Here is a 25,506-nt window from a genome sequence, read left to right as displayed (position 1 = left end):
GGGCCCGCCGGCCCGTCGGCCGCTCAGCGGCGGGGGTCGCCGAGGACGAGGTCCCCGCGCAGCTCGACGTCCTCAAGGGCGAGGGTGTCGTCGAGGTGCCGGATCGCGGCGGCCTCCCCGCTGCCGGGATCGGCGGGGTAGGTGTTCTCCACGGTGAGGGACCGCAGGGTCACCTCGGAGGAGAGCACGGTGAGGCTCGCCCAGTCGGTGGTGCGCTTGTCGTAGGTGAGCACGACCTCCGCGGCCTCGCCGCTCTCGCCGCGGATCACCAGGCCGTCCAGACCCGGCCAGATCGTCGGCACCTCACGGTAGGTGCCGGGGGCGACGACGATCTCCACCGGGTGGGGGCTGCGCCAGGCGGTGCCGATCGCGGCATGGATCGAGGCCACGTCGCCGGAGCCGTCCTGGGCCACACGCACCGTCCGCGGCGCCCGCTCGGTGCGCGCGTGCGGTCCGGCGTGCCGCGTGAGCAGGGGGATCACCTGGTCCGTCGGATCCGCCGCATGGGCGTAGAAGTCCGCCGGATCGATGGTCTCCCCGGTGTCGTCATGGCTCCCCCAGGTGCCCTCGAACACGCAGCCGGTCTGGTGGATCTCCGATTCCGGATCGGACTGGATCAGCGGGTTGCGCACGTGCTGGAAGACGGAGTTCTCCACCAGCACCTGCCCGGCGCCGCGCGCGCTCATCCCGTAGGAGGAGTGCCCCGCGTGCCAGTTGTCGTACATGTGCCCGGCGGCCACCTGGTCGATGCTGCCGTTGCGCTGATGCGTGTTGGAGAAGCGGGTGTGATGGACGGTCAGCGTCGTGACCGCGTTGTCGGTCCAGCCCACGCCGAGGGTCTTGTTGTGGTCGCGGAAGATCGACCAGGAGACGGTGACGTGCGTGGAGTCCTTGCGGATGTCCACCTGCCCGTCGCCCAGGCGGAGGAACTCGCAGTGGTCGATCCACACGTGGTCCGAGGTGTCCACGCGGATGCCGTCGTGATCGTTGTCCTTCCCGTCCCAGTCCCCGGGCAGGAAGGAGTCGCGCATCGTGAGGTTGCGGATCACGACATTGCGCACCGAGGGCAGGCGCAGCCCGCCGCCGACGATCTCCGCGCCGCGGCCCGCACCGGCGATCGTGGTGTGCGAGGCGACGTCGACCATGGTGCCGAACGGGAGGGTGAGCGTGCCGGGGACCAGCACGATCGTCGGTTCCTCGGTGCCGACGGCCGCCGTGAACTCCTCGGCCGTGGTGGCGGTGACGACACGGCCGCCGAGCCCGCCGACGGTGCCGTGCGGCAGTTCGTCGCCGGGCACGCCCGCGAAGCCGGTCGCGAGCGGTGCCCAGACGGGACCGTCGGCCGTGGACGGACCGGTGGGCACGCGCAGGCGGCGCAGCAGGTCCTCCGCCTGCGCGGGGACGTCCCCGGCGGCGGGGGCGGCGAGGGCCGGGGCGGCGGTCCCGGCGAGCGCGGCCCCGCCGGCGGCGGCGCCGAGCAGGGCGCCGAGGCGGCGGCGGGACAGCGGGGCGGGGCGGTGGTGTGCGGTGCTCATGGTGGTCTCCGTCCTCTCTCTCACGCCCAGGGCGCCCAGTCGTCGGCGCCGGTCAGGTACGTCTCGCGGGTGTGGAGCGCGGCCTCCTCGTCGGTGAGCTGCGGGCGACCGGTGGTGTCGCCGCCCGCGGGGACCGCACCGGGGCCGGTGTTGTCCCGCTCCCGCAGGAAGTCCTCCTCCCAGGGCCAGCCGCCCATGTCGCTCCAGGCGGGGGTGCGCACGTGCGCGCCCAGGTGGGAGTCGCGGATGACGGCCGAGGGCGACACGTCCGGGTGGCTGCTGGGGTGCCAGGGCCGTCCCAGGTGGAAGCTCTCCTCCGCCATCCCGGGCTCGGCGGTGAAGGTGCAGCCGGTGAACAGGAAGCCGAGGTTCCCGGTCGCGGTGCTGGGCGCGCAGACGTAGCCGTTGTTGGAGTCCGAGCCGCGGTCCAGGCAGCGGATCTCGGAGTCCTCCACCACCATGGTCGCGTTGCCGTAGACGAAGTCGACGTCGCCCTCGATGACGGAGCCGACGGTGTACACGCGGCAGCTCGTCTCCCAGTTCGGGGTCTCGGCGAGGAAGGTGTCCTGGTTGCCCACCAGGTGCAGACCGTCCAGCACCACGCGGTCCGCGACGGTGCGCAGAGCGAGGGCCTGGCTGTTGCCGTGCTCCTGCTCGTCGTAGGCGTTGACCAGGGTGAGGTCCGCCAGCGTGAAGGCGTCGGCGAGCACGGCGAGGGTGCAGCCGCCGGTGCGGCCGAAGCTGCCGCCGTAGAACTTCTCGCTGCCGTTGGCGAGGTCGTAGGTGATCGTGACGTCCGCCGCGTCCCCGGTCTCGCCGCGCAGCACGGATCCGGCCGGGACCGTGGACCACACGCGCACGATCTCGCGGTACTCGCCGGGGGCGACGACGATCTCCACCGGGTGCGAGCTGCGGGAGGTGGCGCCGACGGCCGCGGAGACGCTCGCGAACTCACCGCTGCCGTCGAGGGCGACGCGCACGCGCCGGCCCACCTTCTCCCGGCGGGCGTGCGGGCCGGCGTGCTCGGCGAGCAGGGCCGGCACCTCGTCGACGGGGTCCGCGGCATAGGAGTAGTGGTCGCTCGCCTCGAAGGTGGCGCCGGTGTGGTCCTTGCGACCGCGGATGCCGTGGAAGCGATTGCCGCGGGAGTCGACGCGCGAGGCCTCGTCCTTGGCGACGATCGCGTCCTCGCCCTCCTCGTAGACGCTGGCCTCCACCAGCAGCTGGGACGCGCCGCGGGACATGGTGCCGTAGTGCGCCTGCCCGTGCAGGTGGTTGTTGTAGAGGTGACCGGCGGCGACGTTGTCGATGCTGCCGTTGCGCTGGTAGGTGTTCCAGAAGGCGGTGTGATGCACGGTCAGGGTGGTGACCACGTCATCGGTCCAGCCCACGCCGAGGGACTTGTTGTGGTCGCGGAAGATCGACCAGGAGACGGTCAGCGCCGTGGAGTTCTTGCGCAGATCCACCTGCCCGTCGCCCAGGCGCACGAACTCGCAGTGGTCGATCCACACGTGATCGGAGGTGTCCACGCGGATGCCGTCGACGTCGTTGTCCTTACCGTCCCAGTCCCCCGCCAGGTAGGAGTCGCGCAGCGTGAGGTTGCGGAAGACGACATTGCTGACCTGCTCGAGCTGGAATCCGCCGCCGACGATCTCCGCGGTGCGGCCGATGCCGGCGATGGTGGTGTGCGAGGAGACGGGCAGCGTGGTGCCGAAGGGCTCGATCGTGATGCTGCCGTCCACCAGCACGACCGTCGGCTCGCGCCGGACGATCGCGGCGGCCAGCTGCTCCGAGGTGCTCACGGTGACGATCTCGCCGCCCAGCCCGCCGACGGCGCCGTGCGGCAGCGCCTCGTCCGGGACACCCGCGAAGCCGGTGGCCAGCGGGGACCAGACCGGACCGTCGGCGGTGGCCGGGCCCTTCGGCACCCGCAGGCGGCGCAGCAGATCCTCCGCCTGCGCGTCGAGGTCGGAGGGATCGGCCGGCGGTGCGGCCGTCGCGGGCACGGCGGATCCGGCCGCGAGGGCCGCACCGCCCACCACGGCGCCGGAGAGGACATGACGACGGGGGATCGAACGCATGATCATCCTTGATCTGTTGGTCCTGGGGGGGGATGGGGTGGGTCCGATCAGCCCTTGACCGAGCCGATCATGGCGCCCTTGACGAAGAAGCGCTGGACGAAGGGGTAGATCGCGAGCATGGGCAGGGTGGCCACCGCGATCACGGCCATCTTCACCGACTGCGCGGGCGGCACCACGTCCACCACGCTGGTGTCCGCGTTCATGCCGCTGGAGACGATGACCACCTGGCGCAGCAGCACCTGGATGGGCCACTTCGAGGAGTCGTTGATGTACAGCACGGCGTGCATGTAGGTGTTCCAGTAGGTCACCGCGTAGAACAGCCCGATGGTCGCGATCGAGGCCAGCGACAGCGGCAGCACGACGCGGGCGAACACGCCCACCTCGGAGCAGCCGTCGATCCGCGAGGCCTCCTCGAGGCTGGCCGGGATGCCCTGGAAGAAGTTGCGCATGATGACGAGGTTGAAGGCGTTGACCGCGACCGGGAGGATCAGCGACCACAGCGAGTCCACCAGGCCCAGCTTCGTGACCACGATGAAGGTGGGGATCATGCCGCCGCTGAACAGCATGGTGAAGATGACCAGGAAGTTGATGTAGCGACGGCCGGGCAGCTGCGGCTTGGAGAGCGCATAGGCCATCATCGAGGTCAGCACGAGGCTGACGAAGGTGCCCACCACCGTCACGAACACCGAGATGCCCATGGCGCGGAAGATCGTGGGGGTGGAGAGGATGTACTGGTAGGCCGCGGTCGTCCACTCCCTCGGGATGAGGACGAAGTTCCGCGTCGCGAGCTCCCCGGGGGTGGCGAAGGAGCTGCCGATGATGTGGATGAAGGGGATCAGGCACATCAGCGCGAAGCCGGTCAGGATGATCCCGTTGAACACCGCGAAGACCTTCTGGCCCGTGCTGCGCGGCCGTCCCTTCTTCCGCGCCTGCAGCTTCTTCATGGTGCTGCCCAGCGTGGGCTCGGTGAGATCGTCCGCGAGGTCGGGCGGGACCGACTTGGGGGTGTTGGCGAGGGTCATCGAGGGCTCCGCTCGGGGGTCGGGCGCAGGACGAACAGCCCTGCGGCGAGGAAGAACAGGAAGGCGATCGGGAACAGGATCAGCTGGCTGCCCAGCAGGCACACCAGCCCCGCGGCGAGGAACCACCAGCCGGCGGTGCGCCGGTGCGGGCGGCTGCGAGCGGTGGCGATGCCGGCCGCGCTCAGCAGCAGCATCACCACCAGGGAGACGCCGAACCAGGCCGCGAGGGTCCGGGCCATCTCCTCGGCCTGGGCGACGGACACCTCCGCGCTGCCGCCCACCAGCGCCGGCATCACCACCTCCTCGAAGGTGGCGGTGTCGATCTCGTTCATGACCAGGGTGAAGCCGCCCATCGAGAGGATCGACAGCAGCAGGCCCAGGGCCACGAGGATCAGCTCCGCGCGTCGCCTCCTGCGCGGGGGCTTCGCAGGGCGGGAGGCGCCGGGAGCGACGGGGGGCTGAGTCATCGTGCTCATCGCCCCGCCACCTCGCGGGAGACCCGCTCGCACTGCTCGAGCAGGAGGTCCTCCCCGCGGGCACCGTGCACGCGCACCCCGGACAGCCGCGCGTCGTGGACGAAGCCGAGCCGCAGGCCCTCGCCGGCCACGGGGTCCACGCCGTCGGCCATCTCCGGGGCGCCGGGGACGGGGTCCTCGGCGAAGGTCACCGCAACGTCGTGCAGGGAGACGTCCGTCAGCGGCGCCTCGGGCAGTCCGAAGAGGTGCGCGGCGCTCGCGCGCACGCCCGTCGCCGTGATGTGGGAGAGGTGGAGGCCGCGGATCCGCGGGGTGCCCTCGTCGACGGCCCGCGCACTGCGGTCGCCGACGTGCGGCAGCTTCCCCTCGGGGCCGCAGTGGTAGAAGGAGTTGACGGTGAAAGGGCTCAGCACATCCTCCATGACGATGCCGGTGACGCGGACGTTCTCGATCAGCCCGCCGCGGCCGCGGCGGGTCTTGACCCGGATGCCGCGGTCCGTGCCGCGGAAGACGCACGCCGTGATCACGACGTTGCGCACCCCGCCGGCCATCTCGCTGCCCAGCACCACGCCGCCGTGACCGTGGACCATGGTGCAGTTCGTGATGGTGATGTTCTCGCAGGGCACACGCTCCTCAGTCCGCTCGGTGCCCGCCTTGATCGCGATGCAGTCATCGCCCACGTCGATGTGGCAGTCGCTGATGCGCACGCCCCGGCAGGACTCGGGGTCGATGCCGTCGGTGTTCGGGGAGTCCGCGGGGTTGTGGATCCGCAGCCCGGAGATCGAGACGTCCTCGCACAGCGCCGGGTGCACCGTCCAGGCGGGCGAGTTGCGCAGCACGACGTCCCGCAGCACCACGCGGGTGCATCCGTGCAGGCCCACCAGAGTGGGGCGGGGAAGCTCCAGCTCGTCGCGGTGCTCCCACCAGAACGCCCCGCCGCCGTCGATCGTGCCCAGGCCCGTGATCGCCACGTTCTCCTCGCCCTCGGCGTAGAGGCAGGGCGAGTGCACGCGGCGGGCCACGCCCTCCCAGCGCGCCGCGACCGGCGGGTAGAGGGCGGGATCGGGGACGAACTGCAGCACGGCCCCCGCCTCGAGGTGGAGCTCGATGCCGGAGCGCAGGCGCAGGGCGCCGGTGCGGTGGACGCCGGGGCCGACGGCCACGAGGCCGCCGCCGCGCGCGGCGGCCTCGTCGATCTCCTGCTGGAGGCGCGCGGTGACCAGGTCATCGACAGCCGCCGCGGGGGCGGCCGACGGGCCGGAGGTCTGGTCGGTGAGAGTCACGGGGTGCCTTTCCGGGCGGCGGTGGGCGCAGCGGTGCGCCGAGGGGACGGGAGGGCCGACGGGGCGGATCATGGCCGGTGGCCGGAGCGACCCGCCCCGTCGCGACGGGCTCAGAGGGCGTCGTAGGCCTCGGTGTACTCGGCGATGATGTCGTCGAGGCCCTGGCCGCGCACGGTCTCGATGGTCGCCTCGTAGTCCGCCATCGTCGCCTGGCCCATGATCACCTTGGAGTAGGTGTCGGACAGCGCCTGCTCGATGGTGGACGCCGAGCTGTCGTACGTGGGCGAGGTCAGCTGCTGGGCCGGATTGGTGACGGCGAACTCCTCGTTCTCCGCCATCATCTGGTTGGCCAGGTTCACGTACTCGTCGGTGGACGTGTAGGTCTCCACGACGTAGTTGGGGCGCGAGCCGTTGTACGGCTGGACCTCCTGCTCCCACAGCGCCTGGTCGATGATCTCGAGGGCGTCCTCGTCGGTGAACTCGAAGTGGGTGCCCTCCACGCCGTTGGTCATGAGCTGGAAGTTCGGCTCCTCGTGGAGGGCGTTCATGAGCTCGAGACCGCGGCGCACGTCGGCCTCCTCCGGCAGGCTCTGGGTGGAGAAGCTGAACAGCCCGCCCATGCCGCCGTTGGTGTCCGAGAGGATCCGTCGCGGGACGTCCTGGTAGGTGATGTCGTTGATGAGGGTCCACTCGACCTCGGTGTCGGGGTTGATGGACTCCGCGAGCGCGATGTAGTTCTTCGCCTCGAACAGGCCCGTCACCACGATGCCGCCCTTGTCCTGGGCGATCGCCTGCTGCTGGTTCTGCTTCTGGGTGGTGATGAACTCCGTGTTGATGCCGCCCTTGGCGTAGACGCCGGCATACCACTCCATCGCCTCCTTGAACTCGTCGGTGATGTAGGCGGGGATGATCTTCCCGGAGGCCTCGTCGAGCTGGAAGCGATCCCCGGCGCCGAAGTAGCCGCTCAGCGAGCGGAAGCCGACGCCGAAGGACTCCTGGCGGTCGATGAACCCGGTGGTCTCGGAGCCGGTGCCGGTGGGGTCGCCCTCGGCAAAGGCGATCGCCACCTCTTCGAGCTCCTCGATGGTGTGGGGGACCTCGAGGCCCAGGCGGTCCAGCCAGTCCTGGCGCACCAGCACGCCGTAGCGGGCCACCTCCTTGACCATCGGCACGCCGTAGAGCGTGCCGTCGATGCGTCCCGCATCGAGGGTGGCGGGGTTGATGCCCGCCAGGTTCGGGTAGTCGCCCAGCAGATCGTCGACCTTCCAGAACATGCCCGAGCTGAGCGCCTGGCGCACCGCGGACTGGTTCCAGGAGACGTTGGTGGTGATGTCCGCGATGTCGCCGGAGGCGATCACCGCGTTGATCTTCTCCTCCCAGGAGGAGGCAGGGACCCACTGCATCTCGAAGGAGGTGCCGGTGCTCTCGATCAGGCCCGCCTCGACGGTGCCGCCGGCCGAGGGCGTGGTGGGGGTGTGGAGGATCGACATCCAGGTCAGGGGGCTCGCGTCCCCGCCGGATCCTCCGGATCCCCCGCTGCCTGCGGAGGAGCCGCAGGCGGCGAGGCCGGCGGCTCCGGCCGCGGCGAGGGGCAGGGACGTCAGGAGGCTTCTACGCTGAATCATCCTGGATTTCCTTTCGGTGGTGGCCGTCGTCGGCCGGGGAGGGGACCGTGCAGGAGCGGGGGATCAGGAGAGGGGCGGTACCGACGGGCACGGGGTGCCCGTCGGCTCGGGGCGCGTCAGTTCACCGCGTCGTAGGCCTCGGTGTACTCGGCGATGATGTCGTCGAGACCCTGGCCGCGCAGGGTCTCGACGGCCGCCTCGTAGTCGTCCATCGAGGTCTGTCCGGCCATGTAGGTGTTGTAGGCGTCGTTCAGGCTCTGTTCGATGGTGGCCCAGGAGCGATCGAAGGTCTCCGAGGTCAGGGACTGCGCCGGGTTCGTCACCGCGTACTCGTCGTTCTCGGCCATGAGCTCGTTGGCGAGGTTCGCGTAGTCGTCGGAGGACTTGTAGATCGCGACCTGGTCGGAGGGGCGTGAGCTGGAGTAGGGCTGCACCTCCTGCTCCCACAGCGCCTGGTCGATGATGGTCACCACCTCCTCCTCGTCGAGCTCGTAGTGCGTGCCCTCGACGCCGTTGGTCATGAGGCGGAAGGCCGGCTCGTCGAGCAGCTTGTCGATCAGCTCGAGGCCGCGGCGCACGTCCTCCTCACCGGTGAGCGACTGGGTGGAGAAGGACATCAGCCCGCCCATGCCGCCGCCCGTGTCCGAGACGATGCGCCGGGGGACGTCCGCGTGGGTGATGTCGTTGATGAGGGTCCACTGGACCTCGGAGTCGGGGTTGATCTCCGCGGCCAGGGCCATGTAGTTCTTCGCCTCGAACAGGCCGGTCACCACGATGCCGCCCTTGTCCTGAGCGATGGCCTGCTGCTGGTTCTGCTTCTGCATGGTGATGAACTCCTGGTTCACGCCGCCCGCCTCGTAGACGCCGCGGTACCACTCCATCGCCTCCTTCCACGCATCGGTCGTGGCGGAGGGCACGATCTGGCCGGAGGAATCGTCGAGCTCGAACCTGTCGCCGGCGCCGAAGTACCCGGCGAGGGTGCGGAAGCCCAGTCCGAAGCTCTCCTCGCGGTCGAGGAAGCCGGTGACCGACGCGCCGGTGCCGGTCGAGTCGTCCTCGGCGAAGGCCTTCGCGACCTCGCCCAGATCCTCGACGGTGTGGGGCACCTCGAGCCCCAGGCGGTCCAGCCAGTCCTGGCGCACCAGCACGCCGTAACGCGCCATGGGCTTCTGGAAGGGCACGCCGTAGAGCACGCCGTCGAGCTTCGCGGCCTCGATGATCTCGGGGTTGATCGCGGAGAGGTTGGGGAAGTCGGCGAGGAGCTCCTCGACCTCCCAGAACAGCCCCGAGGTGAGGGCATCGCGGATCGAGGGCATCGCGAGCTGGTTGAGGGTGCTGATGTCCGCGACGGACCCGGAGGCCAGCGTCGAGTTGATCTTCTCCTCCTTGGAGGCGTCGGGCACCCACTGGAACTCGAAGTCGATGCCCGAGTGCTCGCGCAGGGCCTCCATGATCGGTCCGTCGGGAGCCGGCGTGGTGGGCGTGTGCAGCATCGACATCCAGGTCAGCGACCCGGTGGACCCGCCGGAGCCACCGCCGTCGCCGGAGCCGCCGCAGGCGGAGAGGGCGAGACCGCCCGCCGCCGCGGCGGGGAGGGCCTTGAGGAGACTTCTGCGCTGGATCATGGTCAGACACCTTTCATCAGGGGTGCGCCCGCTCGGGAACCGAGGTCGGGCGAGGGGCGGACGCCTCGGCGCGTCACCCGGGCGGGAGCGCATCGGCGCGCACCGCATGGGAGAGTCCGGCGGACGCGCCGCCGTCGGCGGATCGGCCGGCGGCGGTCGCCGGGTCGGCGACCCCCCGCCACGCCGAGCGCAGGATCAGGGCCACCAGGAGAGCCGGCAGGACGGCCCCCAGGAGGAACAGCAGGGGCATCGCGAAACGGAACATCGCGAGGTAGACGAGGGCCACGGCGGTTCCGCCGAGCACGCTCCAGTGCAGCGAGCCGAGGCCGAGCAGCAGGGCGGTGACGACCTGGCGCCGGATGCCGACCACCTCGGTCGCGGCCATCACGAAGAACACGTAGGCGGTGATGAGCAGGAGCGCCGCGAGGGCCACGAGGTTCGCCGCCCGCAGGTACCAGTCGCTCAGGCTCACCAGGTTCACGCCGATGACCGTCCCCGCACCGAGCAGCAGCCACCCCATGACCACGGGGCGGAATCCCTGTTCCCGGGCGTGGCGGAAGAAGCTCCGTGCCGTCGGCGCCGGCTCGCCGCGGCGGAGCCATCCGTCCAGGCAGCGGGCCAGGGCGTAGCTGGCCGGCCCGATGCCGACCACCACGAGGCCCAGCACGGTCACGGCGGTCCACAGCAGGTTCAGCCAGATGAGGCGCCAGAAGGCGCCCAGCCAGTGGTTCAGGGTGGCGAAGGATTCGAAGGAGAAGAGCATGATCGACCTCCTGAGCGGCCGGGCCGCTCAGTACACGCCCTCTTCGCCGAACCTCTTGGCGAGTGAGTTGGCGAAGACCACGAGGATCAGACCGACCAGGCCCTTGAACAGGCCCACCGCGGTGGCGAAGCTCAGCTGGCCGTTCTGGATGCCGGCGGTGTAGACGAAGGTGTCGAAGATTTCCCCGACCTCGCGGTTCATCGAGTTCAGCAGCAGGAACATGTGCTCGAAGCCCAGCTCGAGGAAGTCGCCGATCGACAGGATGAACAGCACGATGATCGTGGCGCGGATGGCGGGCAGGGTGATGTGCCAGGTCTGCCGCCAGCGGTTGGCGCCGTCGATCTCCGCCGCCTCGTAGAGGTGCATGTCCACCGCGGTGAGCGCGGCGAGGTAGACGATGGTCCCCCAGCCCGCGGTGCGCCAGATGTGCTGGAACACGTACATGGGCCGCAGCCACTCGGGATCGGTGAGGAACGAGACGGGCTCGAAGCCCAGCTGCTGGATGACGTTGTTGATGGCGCCGCCGTCGATCGTGAGCATCACGTAGAAGATCGACACCACGATCACCCAGGACATGAAGTGGGGGATGTAGATGATCGTCTGCACGCTGCGCTGGAACCACTTCGAGCGCAGCTCGTTGAGCAGCAGCGCCAGCACGATCGGGACCGGGAACGAGATCACCATGAGCAGGATCGAGAGGATCAGCGTGTTGCGCAGCAGCATCGTGAACGTGTCCTCGGTGAACAGGCGCACGAAGTGCTCGAAGCCCACCCAGGGGCTGTTCATGATGCCCAGGAACGGCTTGTAGTCCTGGAACGAGATGATCAGCCCGCCCATCGGCACGTACTTGAAGACCAGGAAGTAGAGCATCCCGGGGATCGCCATCAGGTACAGCGTGCGGTAGCGCCACAGGGTCGCCCCCAGGCTCCGCTTGCGCGGCACGATCGGCTCTCTCGCCGGCGCCGGGGACCCCCCGGGCGCGGCGAGCGCGGGGGTGCTCGCCCCGGGGACGCTCATGGGTTCAGCCACCATTGGCCATCCTTGCTCTACGTCGAGTGCGGACTGGGAAACCGATCTACGGGAAACCGTTCTCCTGTGTCGCCCCAGTGTGGGGGTCGACCCTGGGGCTGTCAACGACACCACTGCGCCGGGCGGCCCGCGGCGCGCTCCCCCTTCGTCGAAACTCACCATCAGGGCAGGTCACACCGTTGTCACGGTTTGGTGACAGCCATTCATCGCCGACGGGCCTCCGCCGAGCGGCGCAGTGGGACCCGGTCGGAGCGCCCTGCTAGTGTGGGCCGCCACCCGACGAGAGACCGGTTACTCACCCGCGTGTCACCGGCCCCGACGACCGACTCGCCCGCGGCCGGCCCACCCCCTGACCCCGAAGGAACCCCGATGGAGCACCGTTCGAATCCCGTCCTCGATGCGGACTGGCCCGATCCCGACGCGATCCGCGTGGGCGAGGAGTTCTGGATGATCGCCTCGAGCTTCAACCGCGCCCCGGGCCTGCCCGTGCTGCGCTCGCGGGATCTCGTGGAGTGGGAGCACGTCACCAACGCGCTGCCCGCAGTGCCGCCGCTGGAGCACTACGCCCTCCCCCGCCGCGGCAGCGGGGTGTGGGCGCCGAGCCTGCGCGAGCACGACGGCACCTTCTACATCGTCTACCCGGACCCCGACCACGGCATCCTCGTGCTCAGCGCGCCCCATCCCGCCGGCCCCTGGAGCCCGCCCTGGACGCTGCTGCCGGGTCGCGGGCTGATCGACCCGTGCCCGGTCTGGGACGAGGACGGCCGGGCCCACCTCGTCCACGGCTGGGCCCGCTCGCGGGCGGGCGTGAAGAACCGTCTCTCCCTGTTGGAGGTCACCGAGGACCTCACCGCGCCCCTGTCCCCCTCCATGGTGATCATCGACGGGGCCGAGATCCCGGACATGCTCACCCTCGAGGGCCCCAAGGTCTACCGGCACGGCGGGCACTACTGGATCTGGGCGCCGGCCGGCGGGGTGGCCGACGGGTACCAGGTGGTCTTCCGGGCCGAGTCCCTGCGCGGCCCCTGGGAGCACCGGATCGTCCTCGAGCAGGGATCGACCGCGGTCAACGGCCCCCACCAGGGCGCCCTGGTGGACGATCCCCACGGCGACTGGTGGTTCCTCCACTTCCAGGACCGCGGCGTGTTCGGCCGCGTCACCCATGCCCAGCCGGTGCGCTTCGACGACGAGGGCTGGCCCCACCTGGGCGCCCCGCTGGACGGGGTGCGCGGCGAGCCGGTGGCCCGCGTCCCCGAGCTCGGGGACCGCGCGGGGAGCGTCGCCGCCCCGGTGTCCGACGCGCCGTACACCGAGCCGCAGCGCTCCGACGACTTCACCGCCGCCGCCCTCCACCCCCGCTGGCACTGGCAGGCGAACCCGCAGGCCGCCTGGTTCCGCACCGGGCACGGCACGCTGGACCTGGCCCTGGCCCCCAGCCCCCGCGGAGACCTGCGGGACCTGGGAGCGATCCTGGGCCAGCAGCTGCCCGGGCAGCCCAGCACCTGGTCCACCGAGCTGCACCTGCCCGGCGTCCCCGCCGGCGCGCCGCCGGTCGGCACCGAGCGGGCCGGACTGGTGGTGCTCGGGCTGAGCTACGCCTGGGCCGGCCTGCTCCGCGACGAAGAGGGCGTCGCCCTCGTGCAGGGCACCATGGCCGAGGACGCCGCCGACGAGACCGTGCGCACCGTCCGCCGCCTCACCGGCGATCCGGGGGCCGACGTCCGCGTGCGCCTGCACCTCGAGGTCGACGAGCACGGACGCATCACCCTCGGAGCCTCCGTGCCGCGCAGCGGCTCCGACCCCGCCCCGGGAGCCGGCGCCGAGGAGGCTGATCCCGAGGTGCTGCTCGCGAGCTGGCAGGCCACCAAGGGCCGCTGGATCGGGGCCGAGGTGGGCCTGTTCGCCACGGTCGGATCGATGGTGCACCATGACCTGGATGACCGGCGGGCCCGTTTCGGGCCGGTGCGCGTACGACGCGAAGGACGTGAGATCTGATGCCCCGAGCCGGGACCGGCCCCACCATCACCCAGGTCGCCGAGGCGGCCGGCGTCTCGCGCGCCACGGTCTCGCGCGTGCTCAACGGCCGCACCAGCGTGGACCCGCTGCTCGGGGCCCGTGTCAAGGAGGTCGCCGAGAAGCTCCACTACCGCCCGAACCTCACCGCCCGCAATCTCTCCACCGGGCGCACGCTGACGATCGCCCTGGTCCTGCCCGATCTCGGCAATCCGATGTTCCAGGTGATCCTGCGCGGACTCTCGCGCGCCGCGGAGGCCGACGGGTACAGCGTGCTGGTCGCCGAGGCCACCTCCCCCGAGCGCGAGGCGGCCATCGCGCGGGACGCCCGCCGCCAGTGCGACGCGGTGGTGCTGGTCTCCCCCCGGATGGACGACGTGGTGCTCGAGGACCTGCTCGAGCAGGTCGCACCGGCGGTGCTCGTCAACCGCCGATCACCCGGCCCCCGCACCGCCTCCGTCGGGATCGACTACGCCGTGGGCATGACCCAGCTGGTCCACCACCTGGAAGAGCTCGGCCACCGCGAGCTGCTGTACGTCGCGGGTCCGCCCCGCAGCGCGGCGAACCGCGAGCGCCTGGCGGCGCTCAACGACCTCCTCGACGCGCGACCGGCCATGAGCCTCCGCTCGCTCCAGGGCGGGTCCGCGATGTCCGACGGCTTCCGCGTGGCCGAGCAGGTGCTCGACTCCGGTGCCACCGCGGTGCTCGCCTTCAACGACCTGGTGGCCTTCGGGATCCTGGCCCGGCTCAACGAGTTCGGCGTGGACGTGCCCGGGGACCTCTCGGTGACCGGCTTCGACGGCATCGAGCTCTCGCGCTTCGCCGTGCCGCGGCTGACGACCGTCGGCCAGGAGCAGCTGGACGCCGGGGCGGTCGCCTGGGACCTGCTGCATCGCCGGCTCGTCAGCGCCGATGGGGTGGAGGGCGCGGCGCCCGGGGACGGCGCGGACGGCGCCCTGCTCCAGCCGCAGATCCTGCTCGGGGACAGCACGGGCCGCGTCCCGCCGTCCCGCGCTCCCCTGGCGGAGGGGGGCTGGTCCGTCGACGCCCCGGACGAGGACATCGCCCAGCGCCCCCTGGGCTGGCTCCGCGAGGGCCGGGACTGGACGCTGCTGCACGGCGGGGCCCTGCTGGGTGCCGCCGTCACCGGGGCCTCGATGGCGCCGGTGCACAGCCCGCGGCCGCACCTGCATCCCGTGCGGTCGCTGAAGGGCCGGGCGATGACCACCACCAATCCGGTGGACCACCGCCACCACTTCGGCGTCTCGCTCGCGGTGCCCGACGTCAACGGCACCACCTTCTGGGGCGGGCGGACCTATGTCGAGAACCGCGGCTCGACCCTGCTGGCGAACCACGGCGTCCAGGAGACGCTCGAGGAGACCGTCGGCGACACCGGCCGCGACCTGCGCTCAAGCATTCGCTGGCGCGCCCACGACGGCAGCGACCTGCTGCTCGAGGACCGCCGGACGGGAGCCTTCCTGCTGCCCGAGCAGCAGGGCTGGGGGCTGACCTGGCGCAGCCGGCTGCGGGCGGACGCCACCGCGCTGACGATCTCCAGCCCCGCCACCCGCGGGCGGCTCGGCGCCGGCTACGGCGGCCTGTTCTGGCGGCTCCCGGGGGCCGACGAGACGCGCATCCTCGTCGAGGAGGGGCGCGGTGAGCCCTTCGCCCATGGCTCCACCAGCCCGTTCATCGTGGTCCAGCGCCGCCACGGCAACGACTGGACGAGCCTGGTGCTGGTCCAGGACGAGCAGGGGCAGGGGCGCATCGACCCCTGGTTCGTGCGCGCCTCGGACTACATCGGGATCGGCACCAGCTTCGCCTGGGAGGCGCCGCGGGAGATCCCCCGCGGCGAGCAGCTCGAGGTGGTGGTCCGCGCCGCCGTCTTCGACCATCCCGTCATCGCCGACGAGGTCCCCGCGATCATCGCGGCGATGCCGCCCGTCGGGGACGCCGACACCCCGCCGAGCAGCCCCGGGGCGGAGCAGAGCGCATGAGAGCAGCCGCCGCACGGCCTCCCCGCGTCATCGTGGCCGGTGACTCGACCGCCGCGCCGTACGTGGCGACCGCCTATCCGATGTGCGGCTGGGGCGCCCACCTGGGGGCCGCCCTCACCGCCCGCCTCGGCGCCGGCCCGCTCCACGTGGTGGACCTCGCCAAGAACGGGGCGAGCACCGAATCCCACCGCGCCGAAGGGCTCTGGGCCGGTGTGCTCGACGCGAGCGCCGCGGGCGATCTGGTGGTGATCCAGTTCGGGCACAACGACCAGAAGCGCGAGCACCTCGACCCCTTCGGCGGGTACACCGCGAACCTGACGCGCATGGTGGAGGAGGTGCGGGACCGCGGAGCCCGGCCGGTGCTGTGCACCCCGGTGGCGCGGCGGCACTACGAGGACGGGACGCTGCTGCACACCCACGCGCAGTACCCGGCCGCGGTGATCGCGCTCGCCGCGCAGCTCGACGTGCCGCTGCTGGACCTCAACACCCGCACCCGCGCGCTGTACGCGGAGCTCGGGGAGGAGGGCTCGCGCCGGCTGTTCACCCAGCTGCCCGCGGGGGTCAGCCCGCTGTACCCCGAGGGCATCGAGGACAACACCCACTTCTCCGTCGACGGGGCGATCACCGTCGCCCAGATCGTCGCCGAGCTGCTCGCGCCCATCGCCCGCGAGGCCCTGCGGGGCGAGGGCACGGGTGCGCTGTCCGGGGCGGCGCCCCGGGGGTGAGCCAGGCGGCGGGTGCCGGCAGCGGGTGACCGCGCGGCGAGGACCCGGGACCAGGGGCCCTCGCCGCGCGCGTCTCAGCGGGCGGCGACGGCGCGGTCGAGGCGGCTCGAGATGTCCGCGAGGACCTCGTCCACCGGCTGCTCCGCCAGCTCCTTCATGAAGGGCTCGACCTTGACCGGGCCGGTGTAGCCGGCGGCGTGGACCGCGCCCAGGAAGCCGTCGAGGTCGATGACGCCGGTGGCGAAGGGCAGGCGACGGTCGAGGTCCATCTGCTCGTCGCGCTCGCGGTCATCGCGGGCGTCGTTGATGTCCACCGAGACGATGTCCGCGTCGGTGAGGCCCTCGAGGTCCGCGGCGCTCTCGCCGGCCGTGTACCAGTGATAGCTGTCCAGGATGACGCCCACGTTCTCGGCGTCGGCGTCGGCGATCAGCTCGAGCGCCTCGGACAGGGAATGGATGAAGGGGTACCGCTCGGTGGACCAGAAGGTCTTGGGGCCGATGTACTCCAGGCCCAGCCGCACCCCGGCCTCGCCCAGCAGGTCGGAGACCAGGGAGAGGCGACCGGCGAACCGCCGCCAGTTCTCGCGGTAGGTCAGCTCGTCGTGCATGGGGCGCAGCCAGGTGCCCACGCGGTCCACGCCCGCGGCGCGGAGGAGCTCGAGGGTGTCGGGCAGGTCCACGAGGGCCTCGCGGAACTCGGCGGCGGTGCCGTCCAGGGGCACCGGCAGACCGCCGATCCCCCACTGCAGGCCCTTCTCGCGCACGGAGGCGGCGTGCTCGGCGATCGCGGCGGTGCTGCCCAGCGAGCGGAAGTAGCCGAGATCGGGGTCGACGCCGCCGAAGCCGTGCGTCACGGCGAGGTCGATCGAGGTGGTGTGGTCCAGGGACAGGCCGAGTGCACCGGCCGAGAGGTTCGAGAACATCCCTGAAGCCTATGCGCGTTTCGTTCCCACGTGGTGACGGGCGCCACGATGTCCACTCCGTGGGACCGCGGGGCCCGGCAGGACCCCGCGACCCCGCGGTGCTCCGCTCATTGCGCCATGCCGCGCCAGGCCACGTCGACCGCCTCGCGGCAGCGCGCCCGGGTGGCGGGGTCGTCGAGACGAGCACCGCGCACCACGAGCTGGTAGTAGAACACCCCGTTGAGGAGATCGATGCACGCGTCGAGATCGAGGTCCTCCCGCAGGTCTCCGCGCCGCACGGCCTCGCGCAGCGCCTCGAGGATGCCGGCGCGGCGGCGCTGCACGTGCGAGCGCCAGTACGCCTGCTGCAGGTCGGGATTCTCCATCACCAGCGTCATGCGGGTGCGGAAGCGGCGCTCGCTGTACGACGCTCCGCGCAGGGTGCGGGGATCGCCGAAGATGAGGGACTCGATCGCCTCGCGCACGTCGCCCGAGGTGTCGATCGTGATCGGCGCGCGGCCGCGGTCGAGGGCGGCGGCCAGCAGATCGGTCATGCTCGGCCAGCGCCGGTACAGAGCCGCCCGGGAGACGCCGCTCCTGGCGACGACGGCGCTGACCGTCACGGGCTCCCCCCGGTCCACGAGCTCGATGGCGGCATCGAGGATCCGCTCGTCATGACCCGCGGTCCGGGGCCGGCCCGGGCCGCGGTGCTCCCCGTCCGCCCCGGACCCGGCCGCCTCCGCGACCGGGTCCTGTGCGGGTGCGGCTGCGGAGCTCACGCGACGGCGCGCTCGCGCAGCGCGTCGACCAGCCCCGGGGTCAGCCCCGCCGCCCGCAGCGGCTCGAGCGGGTCCGCGAAGGTGCGCTCGAGGTGCGCGAGCAGGCCCTCCATGGGGGCGGGCGAGAACTGGGAGCGCCCGGCGACCTGCGCCGCGGCCTCGAGGTCGACCCCGTGGGCCGCCAGCAGCGGCTGCATGACGGGCCGGAGCCGCTCCATGATCGCGGTCGAGTTCTCCCCGGTGCGCGCGTAGTCCGCGACGATCACCTCGTCCTCGGCGCCGAGGACCTTCAGCAGCAGCGCCGCGAGCACGCCGGTGCGGTCCTGGCCCGCCGCGCAGTGGAAGGCGGTGGCCCCGGTAGCGGTGGCCATGATCGCGAGGGCCTGGACGATGCGGGGCGCGGCCCGCTCGACCATGCCGACGTACATCCGCTCGAAGGTCGACTGGTCCAGGACGTCCTGCGTCGCCTCCCCGATCGAGGTCAGGAACGGCACGTGGTGGTACGTCACGGGGAGCGCGGCGAGCGGCCCGCGCCCCGTGAGGCCCACCTCGGCCGCGGAGCGCAGGTCGATGACCGCGCTGAGGCCGCCGTCGACGAGGTCGGCCGCCGTGTCGGGGTCGACCGTGGAGAGGTCGTCGGTGCGGATCGCGAATCCGGCCCGCATCACACCGCCGGAGACGGGGATGCCGGCGAGATCGCGCAGGTTGACGGGAGCGCTCAGCGGCAGCTCGGTGAGCAGGGTGGTCATGTGATCCTCTTCCTGATGATGGCGCTCGCCTGGTCGATGATCGTCACGAGGACGATGATGCACAGCACCATGGCGAGCAGGTGGCCGTAGTCGTAGCGGTTCATGGCCGTCGTCAGCTCGAGGCCGATGCCCCCGGCGCCGACGAGACCGAGGATGGTGGCGCCGCGCACGTTGCCCTCGAAGAGCAGCAGCGTGTAGCTCGTGAGCATGGGCAGCGCCTGCGGCAGGATGCCGTACTGGATAACCTGGCGGCGCGAGGCGCCGACGGACTCCATGGCGGTGAGGGGGCCGCGGTCCACGGCCTCCATCGCCTCGGCGAAGATCTTGCCGATGGACCCGATGGAGCCGATCGTCATCGCGAGGATGCCCGCGAACGGGCCGAGCCCGACGGCGGAGACGAACATGAGGGCGATGACGAGATCGGGCAGGGCACGGATGACGTTCATCGTCCAGCGGCACGGGTAGTAGAGCCAGGCCGGGGCGATGGTGCTCGCGGCGCCGAAGGCCACGAACAGCGACAGCCCGGCGCCGAGCACGGTGCCGACGATCGCCATCTGCAGCGTCTCGACGAGGAGCAGCAGGATGGTGTCCATCTTCGAGAAGTCGGGCGGGAACATGCGCACGACGAACTCGGCCATCGAGCCCGCCCCCTCCCCGAGCTTCAGGAAGTCGAACTCCGCTCCCCGGGCGGACCACAGGACGATGACGATCGCGGCGGCGGCTCCGACCAGGAAGCGTGCGCGCGGGACGTGGAAGGCCCGCTCCATGCGCTCCCGGGCGCGGGGGTCGAGCGTCGGCGGCGGGACGGAGCGGCGACGGGTCGCCTCGAGGGTCGCCATCACTCCTCCTCCCCCTCTGCCGCATCGACCTCGTAGACGGGCGCGAGGTGGTCGGCGTCGAGCTCGTCCGTGCGGCCGGAGACGACGATCTCGCCGTGGCGGAGTCCGACGATGCGGTCGGAGTGGTCCAGCGCGAGCGGCAGGACGTGCAGGCTGACCAGCACCGGGATCTTCTCTTCGCGGGCGATCGACTGCAGCAGCTCGAGCACGGTGCGGCTCATCGTCGGGTCGAGCGAGGCGACGGGCTCGTCGGCCAGGATCAGCGTGGGCTCCTGCATGAGCGCCCGCGCGATGGCGACCCGCTGCTGCTGACCGCCCGAGAGCGTGCGCGCCTCCGCGTCCGCCTTGTGCGCGATGCCCACCCGGTCCAGCAGCGCGAGCGCCCGGCGGCGGTCGGCGCCGCGGAAGGTGCCCAGGAGGTTGACGGCGCCCGCGCGGTGCAGGGATCCGGTGAGCACGTTCGTCAGCACGCTGAGGCGACCGATCAGGTTGAACTGCTGGAAGACCTGGCCCACGTCGGAGCGCAGGGTGCGCAGCTGGCCGCGGCGCAGGGCGGTGAGATCGGTGTCGCCCACCCGCACGGTGCCCGAGGTGACGGGGGCGAAGCCCGTGAGCGTCTTCATGAGCGTCGACTTGCCGGAGCCGCTGGCTCCGAGCAGGGCGACCATCTCGCCCGGGAACAGGTCGAGGTGGACGCCGTCGAGCACGAGGGGGTCCTGGGCGGCGTAGCGCACGGTGAGGTCGCGGACGTGGACGTGCGGCTGCGCGGGACGCGGAGCGGCCACGGCGGGCTCCCTGAGGACCGTTGCCGTCGTCATCACAGGTCCGAGATGTCGACGTCGGCGACCGCCGCGACGTCCACGAAGGGCTGGAAGGCCTCGGCGCCGGGCTCGACGATGGGTTCGGTGCCCTCGGGCATCGCCTCCATGTACAGACCGAGCTCGTCGCGGTTCTCCTCCGAGAACACCGCGGGGATCGCCTCCAGCAGCGCCTCGCGCTTCTCGTCACCCATCGACTGGCTGCCGAGGAAGGACATCGAGATCGGCATCGACATGCTCTCGCCGATCGAGCGGGTCTCCCCCTCCTCGAAGGGGAACATCGGGTCGTCCTGGCCGGCCAGCTGCGGGAAGATCGTCGAGGTGCAGGCGACATCGGCCTGGCCCTCCGTGAGCGCGAGGAAGCTGCGGTCGTGGCCGCCCGAGAAGAGCTCCTCGAAGTCCTCGCCGGCGGTGAGCCCGGCCTGGTCGAGCATGTGGATCGGCATGAAGTAGCCCGAGCTGGAGGCGGGATCGGCGAAGGCGACCGTCGTCTCCGGGGTGATGTCCTCGAGCGACTCCAGCGGCGAGTCGTCGAGCACCAGGCAGGTCGAGACCGGCGAGTCGTCCCCGGGCCACGCGACCAGGGAGTCGACCTCGCCGGTGTTGACCGCGAGCGCGGAGGGGAAGCCGCTCATGATGCCGATGTCCTCGTGGCCCGCGCGGACGGCCTCGATGACGGCGGAGTAGTTGGGGACCTCGGTGATCTCGACGCTCATGCCCGTCTCCTCCTCGAGGAGCTCGGTCATGGCCTCGACGGGCGTCTCCACCGAGGGGTCGTCGCTGAGGGGCATGGCCGCGAAGCGGATGACGTCGTCGGTCGACGAGCCATCCGCCGAGGTCGCGGAGCAGCCGGTGAGGAGGAGTGCGAGGCCCGCGGCGAGAGCGCCGACGGCCTGGGAGCGCGGTGTCGCATGGGAGGTGCCTTTCCGGTGAGGGATTCCCCTGCTGGGGACATCACCGAGGGAACACCGCGCAGGTGGCCGGGAATTACGAGACTGCCGATACGAGAACGGAAGGCTCGGTGAACGGTGGGTGACGGGGCCGGGCCGGGGCCGTCACCACCCGCCGCCCGGACGGGGCCGCCTCCGCCGACGGGGCGGGCGGGCGGCGTTCCTGCCCGTCCGCCCCGTCGGCGAGGCGCACGCCGCGGGAGCTACGCCGCGCCGTCGGCGATCAGCGCGTCCAGCGCCGCGTAGCCCTCGTTCACGCCGACCTCCATCCCGGACTCGAGCATGCCGTTCCGGGCCTCGAAGGAGTCGAAGAGCGACTGACCGTGCAGGCGGCTCCAGCCGTCACCGAGGTCCTCGATCCGCAGCGTCTCCAGGGAGACCGCCTCGGGCCAGCCGTCGAAGGTGAAGGTCTGGACGATGCGCTGCTCGGAGACCTCGTGGAAGCAGCCGTGGAAGGAGTACTCCTCCGGCTCCTCGCCGGCGGTGAGGTTGGTGAAGGCCCAGGAGCCGCCGGTGCGGGCATCCCAGTGGTCGATGCGCGTGGACAGCTCCTCCGGCCCGACCCATCGCGCGTACAGCTCGGGGTCGGTGTGGGCGCGCAGCAGCTGCGCGGGGACGGCCCGGAAGTCCCGGGTGATGCGGATGATCGGGAGGTCCGGGTCGGCCTCGATGGTGGCGGTGGTGCGGTGATCGGTGGTGGTCATGACGTGCTCTCCTCGGATGCGGTGCTGCTCAGTTCGTCCAGGACGGCGTCGAGCCGGGACATGCGGGCCTCGACGGCGAGGCGGTGTCGATCGATCCAGGTGGTCAGGTCCGCGAGCGCGTCGGCCTCGAGGTGCACGGGCCGGCGCTGCGCGTCGCGCCGGCGGGTGACCAGGCCGGCGGCTTCGAGGACCGCGAGGTGCTTGCTCACGGCCTGCAGGGACATGTCGTAGGGGGCGGCGAGCTCGCCGACGGTGGCGTCACCGAGGGTGAGGCGGGAGACGAGGTCTCGCCGCGTCGGGTCCGAGAGGGCCGCGAAGGCCCTCGACAGGTGGTCGTCGTCCATCCCTCCCTTTCTCAACTGTTTGGTTGATAACGACGACGCTACGCCTCCTCGGCGACGTCGTCAACCATCTGGTGGAGAACGATCGGCGGAGGCGCCGTCCCGCGCTCGACGGGCCGGCCGGAGGGTCACGAGGGCGGACGCGCGACCGCCCGCCGTCACCGCGGGGGCGAGGGCGGGCGGTCGGCCGCGGAGCGCTCAGGAGCCGTTCGAGTGCGCTCCACCCTCACCGGGCGCCTCGAAGCGGTAGACCATGCCGCCCTCGGACCCGCTGACGGTCATGACGCCCTCCGTGGTGCCCGGACGGATGGCGATGTTCGTCGCCGAGTCGAGTCCGTCCCTCTCCTCGGCGGGCACCGCGATCGTGGCCAGGTGCTCGCCGCTGGGGCTGTGCACCTCGATCTCGGGCCGGCCGTGGAAGGCCTGGTAGATGTTCCCCTCCGCGTCCACGGCGGTGGAGTCCACGCGGGCGCGTCCGGCATCGAGGTGCAGCGCCGGATAGGCGGCGGTGACGGCCTCCCCGGCCTCGTCCAGCGCCATGTAGTCCACCCGGTTCGCGTTGTACTGCGCGAGGTACAGGCCGGACTCGTTCTCGTCGAGCACGATCCCGTTGGGCGAGGGCAGGTTCTCGGCGAGCGCCGTGGCCGTGCCGTCGGCGGCGATCCGCACCACCCGTCCCGGTGTCTCCCAGCCGGGGCTCTGCATCCCGGTGGTGTCCGAGACGTAGAGGGTGCCGTCGGCGGCGATGGTGATGTCGTCGGGCATCATCGGCGTCCCGTCGACCTCACCCGTGAACTCCGTGCGCAGGCCCTCCCCTTCGGCCGTCATGCTCACCACGGAGCCGGAGGCGATGTCGGTGAGGTAGAGACGGCCGTCGCCGGGGTGGAACTGCGCGGAGGTGAAGGCGGAGGAGTCGTCGGTGTAGACCGCCTCGGACTCCCCGCTCTCGGGATCCACGCGCAGCACCTTGGGCTCACCGGGCGGGGCCATGACGTCGACGAGGTACAGCGAGCTGTCCTCGGCGAACACCGGCCCTTCGAGCAGGGTCCCGCCGGTGGCCTCGTGCGGGGAGGTCAGCTGCTGGACGCGGTCGGCCATGATCGCGGCGGGAGCCCCGGCCGTGCCCAGGTCCGCGGTCGCCGGGGCGTCCTGCGCCGTCCCGTCCGAGGCGCTCGAGGAGGGCTCCTCGGAGGCGCCGTCCCCCGCGGTGCAGGCGGCCAGAGCGGTCAGGGCGAGCAGCGCCGCGGCGGCGCCGCGCACGGGGCGTCCCGCACGGAGCGGTCCGGGGGCGCGGTCCGGGCCCCTCATGCCGAGGCTCCGGTCATCGCGGCCGACGGGAGGTCGGTGCGTTCGCGCACGTCCTCCTCGCTCAGCACCAGCACCTCGGACATGCCGCCCGCGCGCCAGGTGCGCAGCAGCTCGTGGAAGGCGACCGGGCCGGGCGCGTAGCCGCCCGCGGAGGAGGTGCGGGTCCCCTCGCCGTTGTAGTACCCCGGGGTGCAGGCGGCCAGGAAGGCGGACTCGTCGCGGGATGTCTCGGCGATGGTGCGCGCCCAGTCCTCCTCGGCCCGCGGGCTCGGCTCGACCCACCGGGCGCCGGCCGTTTCCGCGCGGCCGACGATCGCCGCGATGTGCTCCGCCTGCTCCTGGAGGATGTGCACGAAGTTCACCGAGTTCGCATTCTGGACCGTGCCCAGCTGGAACAGGTTCGGGAAGCCGTGGCTCGAGAACCCGTGCAGGGTGCGCGGCCCGCGGGCCCAGGCCTCGAGCAGCGGCCGGCCGCCGCGGCCGATGACGGGCAGGGTCCCGGAGACCACTCCGGAGACGCCGGCCTCGAAGCCGGTGGCGAAGATGAGGCAGTCGAGCGCGAACTCCTCCTGGCCCACCACGACGCCGGTCTCGGTCATCGCGGTGATGCCGCCGTGGTCCGCGGTGTCCACCAGGGTGACGTTCTCGCGGTTGAAGGCCTGCAGGTAGTAGTCGCTGAAGCCGGGCCGCTTGCACATGTAGCGGTACCAGGGCTGGAGGGCGGCGGCCGTCGCGGGATCCTCGACGACCTCGGTCACGCGGGCGCGCAGCCGCTCCATGGTCACGGCATCGTCGAGCTCGTCGCGGCGGGCGCGCTCCTCGGGGGTGAGGGTCTCGTCGACCGCCCCGGAGATCATGCTGCGCTGCAGGCTCGTGGTCCGCGTCCACCCGTCGGTGACCAGGGACTGATCGACCTGCTCCCCGGCGAGCACGCGCAGGAAGTTCTCCATCCGTCGCCGCTGCCAGCCGGGCTCGAGATCCCCGGCCCACGCGGGGTCGGTGGGCCGGTTGTCGCGGACGTCGACCGTGGAGGGGGTGCGCTGGAACACCACCAGCTCGCCGGCGTCCTCCGCGAGGTGGGGGATCACCTGCAGCCCGGTGGCCCCGGTGCCCACCACGCCCACGCGCTTGCCGGCCAGGCCCGTCATGCCGCCCTCGGCGGTGCCGCCGGTGTAGTCGTAGTCCCACCGGCTGGTGTGGAAGATGTGCCCGGTGAAGTCCTCGATCCCGGGGATGGCGGGCAGCTTGGGCTGGCTGAGGGTGCCGGAGGAGGTCACCACGTAGCGGGCGCGGAAGCGATCCCCGCGATCGGTCTCCACGATCCACTCGGCCTCGTCCTCGTCCCAGGTCAGGGAGGTGGCGCGGGTGTGGAAGAGGGCGTCGCGGTAGAGGTCGTGCTGCTCGGCGATGCGCACCGCGTGCCGGCGGATCTCCTCGCCGGGGGCGTACCGCTCGGAGGGCATGTACCCGGTCTCCTCGAGCAGCGGCATGTACACGTACGACTCGATGTCGCAGCGCACGCCCGGGTAGCGGTTCCAGTACCAGGTGCCGCCCACGTCCCCGGCCTCGTCCATCACGCGAAGCTCCTCGATGCCGCGAGAGCGCAGGAAGGAGGCGGTCAGCAGGCCGCCGAAGCCGGTGCCGATCACGAGGGCCTGCACGGAGCCGGTGACGGGCTCCCGCTCGCGGCGCGGGGTGTGCGGATCGGTGACGCCGTCCCCGGATCCCTCCGCCGTCCGGCGGTACTGGCGGGTGCCGTCGGGGCGGAGGCGACGATCCCTCTCGCGGGCGTAGCGCTCGCGCAGGGCGTCCAGATCGATGTCGTCAGGTGCCGTGGTGGTCATGGGGTGCTCGGTGCTCCTTGCTCCGGGGACGGGCGCGTCGGGCGCGCTGCGCCGAGGCCTCGCCTCGGTCCCAGGGGTGATCGGGTGTGGTGGGGTGG

The 25,506-nt window shown here is 71.7% G+C and carries 22 protein-coding genes; 3 read left to right on the top strand and 19 right to left on the bottom strand.

What is annotated here, in order from left to right; all coding sequences use genetic code 11:
- Positions 1 to 23: 23 nt before the first annotated feature.
- From CXH06_RS13905 to CXH06_RS13865, 9 genes are all read right to left on the bottom strand, one after another.
- Complete coding sequence (locus CXH06_RS13905) at positions 24 to 1,535, bottom strand: pectinesterase family protein (protein ID WP_114855797.1); 1,512 nt, start codon at positions 1,533 to 1,535, stop codon at positions 24 to 26.
- Positions 1,536 to 1,555: 20 nt separating this feature from the next.
- On the bottom strand, positions 1,556 to 3,616 hold the full coding sequence (locus tag CXH06_RS13900; protein WP_198684079.1) for a pectinesterase family protein: 2,061 nt from the start codon (positions 3,614 to 3,616) through the stop codon (positions 1,556 to 1,558).
- A gap of 47 nt (positions 3,617 to 3,663) precedes the next feature.
- Positions 3,664 to 4,638, bottom strand: coding sequence for a carbohydrate ABC transporter permease (locus CXH06_RS13895; RefSeq protein WP_232820362.1), 975 nt, complete (start codon positions 4,636 to 4,638; stop codon positions 3,664 to 3,666).
- Entirely contained in the window at positions 4,635 to 5,105 is a 471-nt protein-coding gene (locus CXH06_RS13890; RefSeq protein WP_157975751.1) for a hypothetical protein, read from the bottom strand. The genes CXH06_RS13895 and CXH06_RS13890 overlap by 4 nt, the downstream gene beginning before the upstream one ends.
- A gap of 5 nt (positions 5,106 to 5,110) precedes the next feature.
- Positions 5,111 to 6,397: a glycoside hydrolase family 28 protein gene (locus CXH06_RS13885; RefSeq protein WP_232820361.1), complete on the bottom strand. Its 1,287-nt coding sequence runs from the start codon at positions 6,395 to 6,397 to the stop codon at positions 5,111 to 5,113.
- Between the two features lie 110 nt (positions 6,398 to 6,507).
- Positions 6,508 to 8,022, bottom strand: a complete 1,515-nt coding sequence (locus CXH06_RS13880) for an extracellular solute-binding protein (RefSeq protein ID WP_114855793.1) — start codon at positions 8,020 to 8,022, stop codon at positions 6,508 to 6,510.
- Positions 8,023 to 8,138: 116 nt separating this feature from the next.
- Positions 8,139 to 9,647: an extracellular solute-binding protein gene (locus CXH06_RS13875; RefSeq protein ID WP_114855792.1), complete on the bottom strand. Its 1,509-nt coding sequence runs from the start codon at positions 9,645 to 9,647 to the stop codon at positions 8,139 to 8,141.
- 73 nt (positions 9,648 to 9,720) lie between these two features.
- Complete coding sequence (locus tag CXH06_RS13870) at positions 9,721 to 10,410, bottom strand: DUF624 domain-containing protein (protein WP_114855791.1); 690 nt, start codon at positions 10,408 to 10,410, stop codon at positions 9,721 to 9,723.
- 27 nt (positions 10,411 to 10,437) lie between these two features.
- Positions 10,438 to 11,442 carry a sugar ABC transporter permease gene (locus CXH06_RS13865; RefSeq protein WP_114855790.1) on the bottom strand — a complete coding sequence of 335 codons (1,005 nt, stop codon included), beginning with the start codon at positions 11,440 to 11,442 and terminating at the stop codon, positions 10,438 to 10,440.
- A 366-nt stretch (positions 11,443 to 11,808) separates the two neighbouring features.
- Here CXH06_RS13865 and CXH06_RS13860 point away from each other — a divergent pair, with 366 nt between their 5' ends.
- The 3 genes from CXH06_RS13860 to CXH06_RS13850 are packed head-to-tail and all read left to right on the top strand — an operon-like array spanning position 11,809 to position 16,174.
- Positions 11,809 to 13,434: a glycoside hydrolase 43 family protein gene (locus tag CXH06_RS13860; protein ID WP_114855789.1), complete on the top strand. Its 1,626-nt coding sequence runs from the start codon at positions 11,809 to 11,811 to the stop codon at positions 13,432 to 13,434.
- The gene (locus tag CXH06_RS13855) at positions 13,434 to 15,449 is read left to right on the top strand and encodes a DUF6807 family protein (protein ID WP_114855788.1); all 2,016 of its coding nucleotides are present in this window, start codon (positions 13,434 to 13,436) and stop codon (positions 15,447 to 15,449) included. The genes CXH06_RS13860 and CXH06_RS13855 overlap by 1 nt, the downstream gene beginning before the upstream one ends.
- On the top strand, positions 15,446 to 16,174 hold the full coding sequence (locus tag CXH06_RS13850; protein ID WP_114855787.1) for a rhamnogalacturonan acetylesterase: 729 nt from the start codon (positions 15,446 to 15,448) through the stop codon (positions 16,172 to 16,174). The genes CXH06_RS13855 and CXH06_RS13850 overlap by 4 nt, the downstream gene beginning before the upstream one ends.
- 74 nt (positions 16,175 to 16,248) lie before the next feature.
- Here CXH06_RS13850 and CXH06_RS13845 read toward each other — a convergent pair whose 3' ends face one another.
- From CXH06_RS13845 to CXH06_RS13800, 10 genes are all read right to left on the bottom strand, one after another.
- Positions 16,249 to 17,097: a sugar phosphate isomerase/epimerase gene (locus tag CXH06_RS13845; protein ID WP_114855786.1), complete on the bottom strand. Its 849-nt coding sequence runs from the start codon at positions 17,095 to 17,097 to the stop codon at positions 16,249 to 16,251.
- 107 nt (positions 17,098 to 17,204) lie between these two features.
- Positions 17,205 to 17,855, bottom strand: coding sequence for a TetR/AcrR family transcriptional regulator (locus CXH06_RS13840; protein ID WP_114855785.1), 651 nt, complete (start codon positions 17,853 to 17,855; stop codon positions 17,205 to 17,207).
- Positions 17,852 to 18,604 (bottom strand): tyrosine-protein phosphatase, encoded by a 753-nt coding sequence (locus CXH06_RS13835; RefSeq protein WP_114855784.1) that lies wholly within the window; start codon positions 18,602 to 18,604, stop codon positions 17,852 to 17,854. Before CXH06_RS13835 ends, CXH06_RS13840 begins: the two co-directional genes overlap by 4 nt.
- Positions 18,601 to 19,443 carry a phosphonate ABC transporter, permease protein PhnE gene (gene phnE, locus CXH06_RS13830; RefSeq protein ID WP_114855783.1) on the bottom strand — a complete coding sequence of 281 codons (843 nt, stop codon included), beginning with the start codon at positions 19,441 to 19,443 and terminating at the stop codon, positions 18,601 to 18,603. The genes CXH06_RS13835 and phnE overlap by 4 nt, the downstream gene beginning before the upstream one ends.
- Positions 19,443 to 20,228: a phosphonate ABC transporter ATP-binding protein gene (phnC, locus tag CXH06_RS13825; RefSeq protein WP_232820360.1), complete on the bottom strand. Its 786-nt coding sequence runs from the start codon at positions 20,226 to 20,228 to the stop codon at positions 19,443 to 19,445. The genes phnE and phnC overlap by 1 nt, the downstream gene beginning before the upstream one ends.
- 32 nt (positions 20,229 to 20,260) lie before the next feature.
- Positions 20,261 to 21,199 (bottom strand): phosphate/phosphite/phosphonate ABC transporter substrate-binding protein, encoded by a 939-nt coding sequence (gene phnD, locus CXH06_RS13820; RefSeq protein ID WP_114855781.1) that lies wholly within the window; start codon positions 21,197 to 21,199, stop codon positions 20,261 to 20,263.
- 215 nt (positions 21,200 to 21,414) lie between these two features.
- A complete protein-coding gene (locus CXH06_RS13815) occupies positions 21,415 to 21,915 on the bottom strand; it encodes an SRPBCC domain-containing protein (protein WP_114855780.1) in 501 nt (166 codons plus the stop codon).
- Positions 21,912 to 22,259, bottom strand: coding sequence for a helix-turn-helix transcriptional regulator (locus CXH06_RS13810; protein ID WP_114855779.1), 348 nt, complete (start codon positions 22,257 to 22,259; stop codon positions 21,912 to 21,914). Before CXH06_RS13810 ends, CXH06_RS13815 begins: the two co-directional genes overlap by 4 nt.
- A 195-nt stretch (positions 22,260 to 22,454) precedes the next feature.
- On the bottom strand, positions 22,455 to 23,564 hold the full coding sequence (locus CXH06_RS13805; RefSeq protein WP_114855778.1) for an SMP-30/gluconolactonase/LRE family protein: 1,110 nt from the start codon (positions 23,562 to 23,564) through the stop codon (positions 22,455 to 22,457).
- Positions 23,561 to 25,408, bottom strand: a complete 1,848-nt coding sequence (locus CXH06_RS13800) for an NAD(P)/FAD-dependent oxidoreductase (protein WP_114855777.1) — start codon at positions 25,406 to 25,408, stop codon at positions 23,561 to 23,563. Before CXH06_RS13800 ends, CXH06_RS13805 begins: the two co-directional genes overlap by 4 nt.
- Positions 25,409 to 25,506 lie beyond the last annotated feature (98 nt).

Origin of the sequence: Brachybacterium sp. YJGR34, assembly GCF_003347015.1 — a bacterium.
Lineage (GTDB): Bacteria > Actinomycetota > Actinomycetes > Actinomycetales > Dermabacteraceae > Brachybacterium.
Note: the sequence above shows the minus strand (reverse complement) of the source record. Positions and strands in the feature narration are given on the sequence as shown.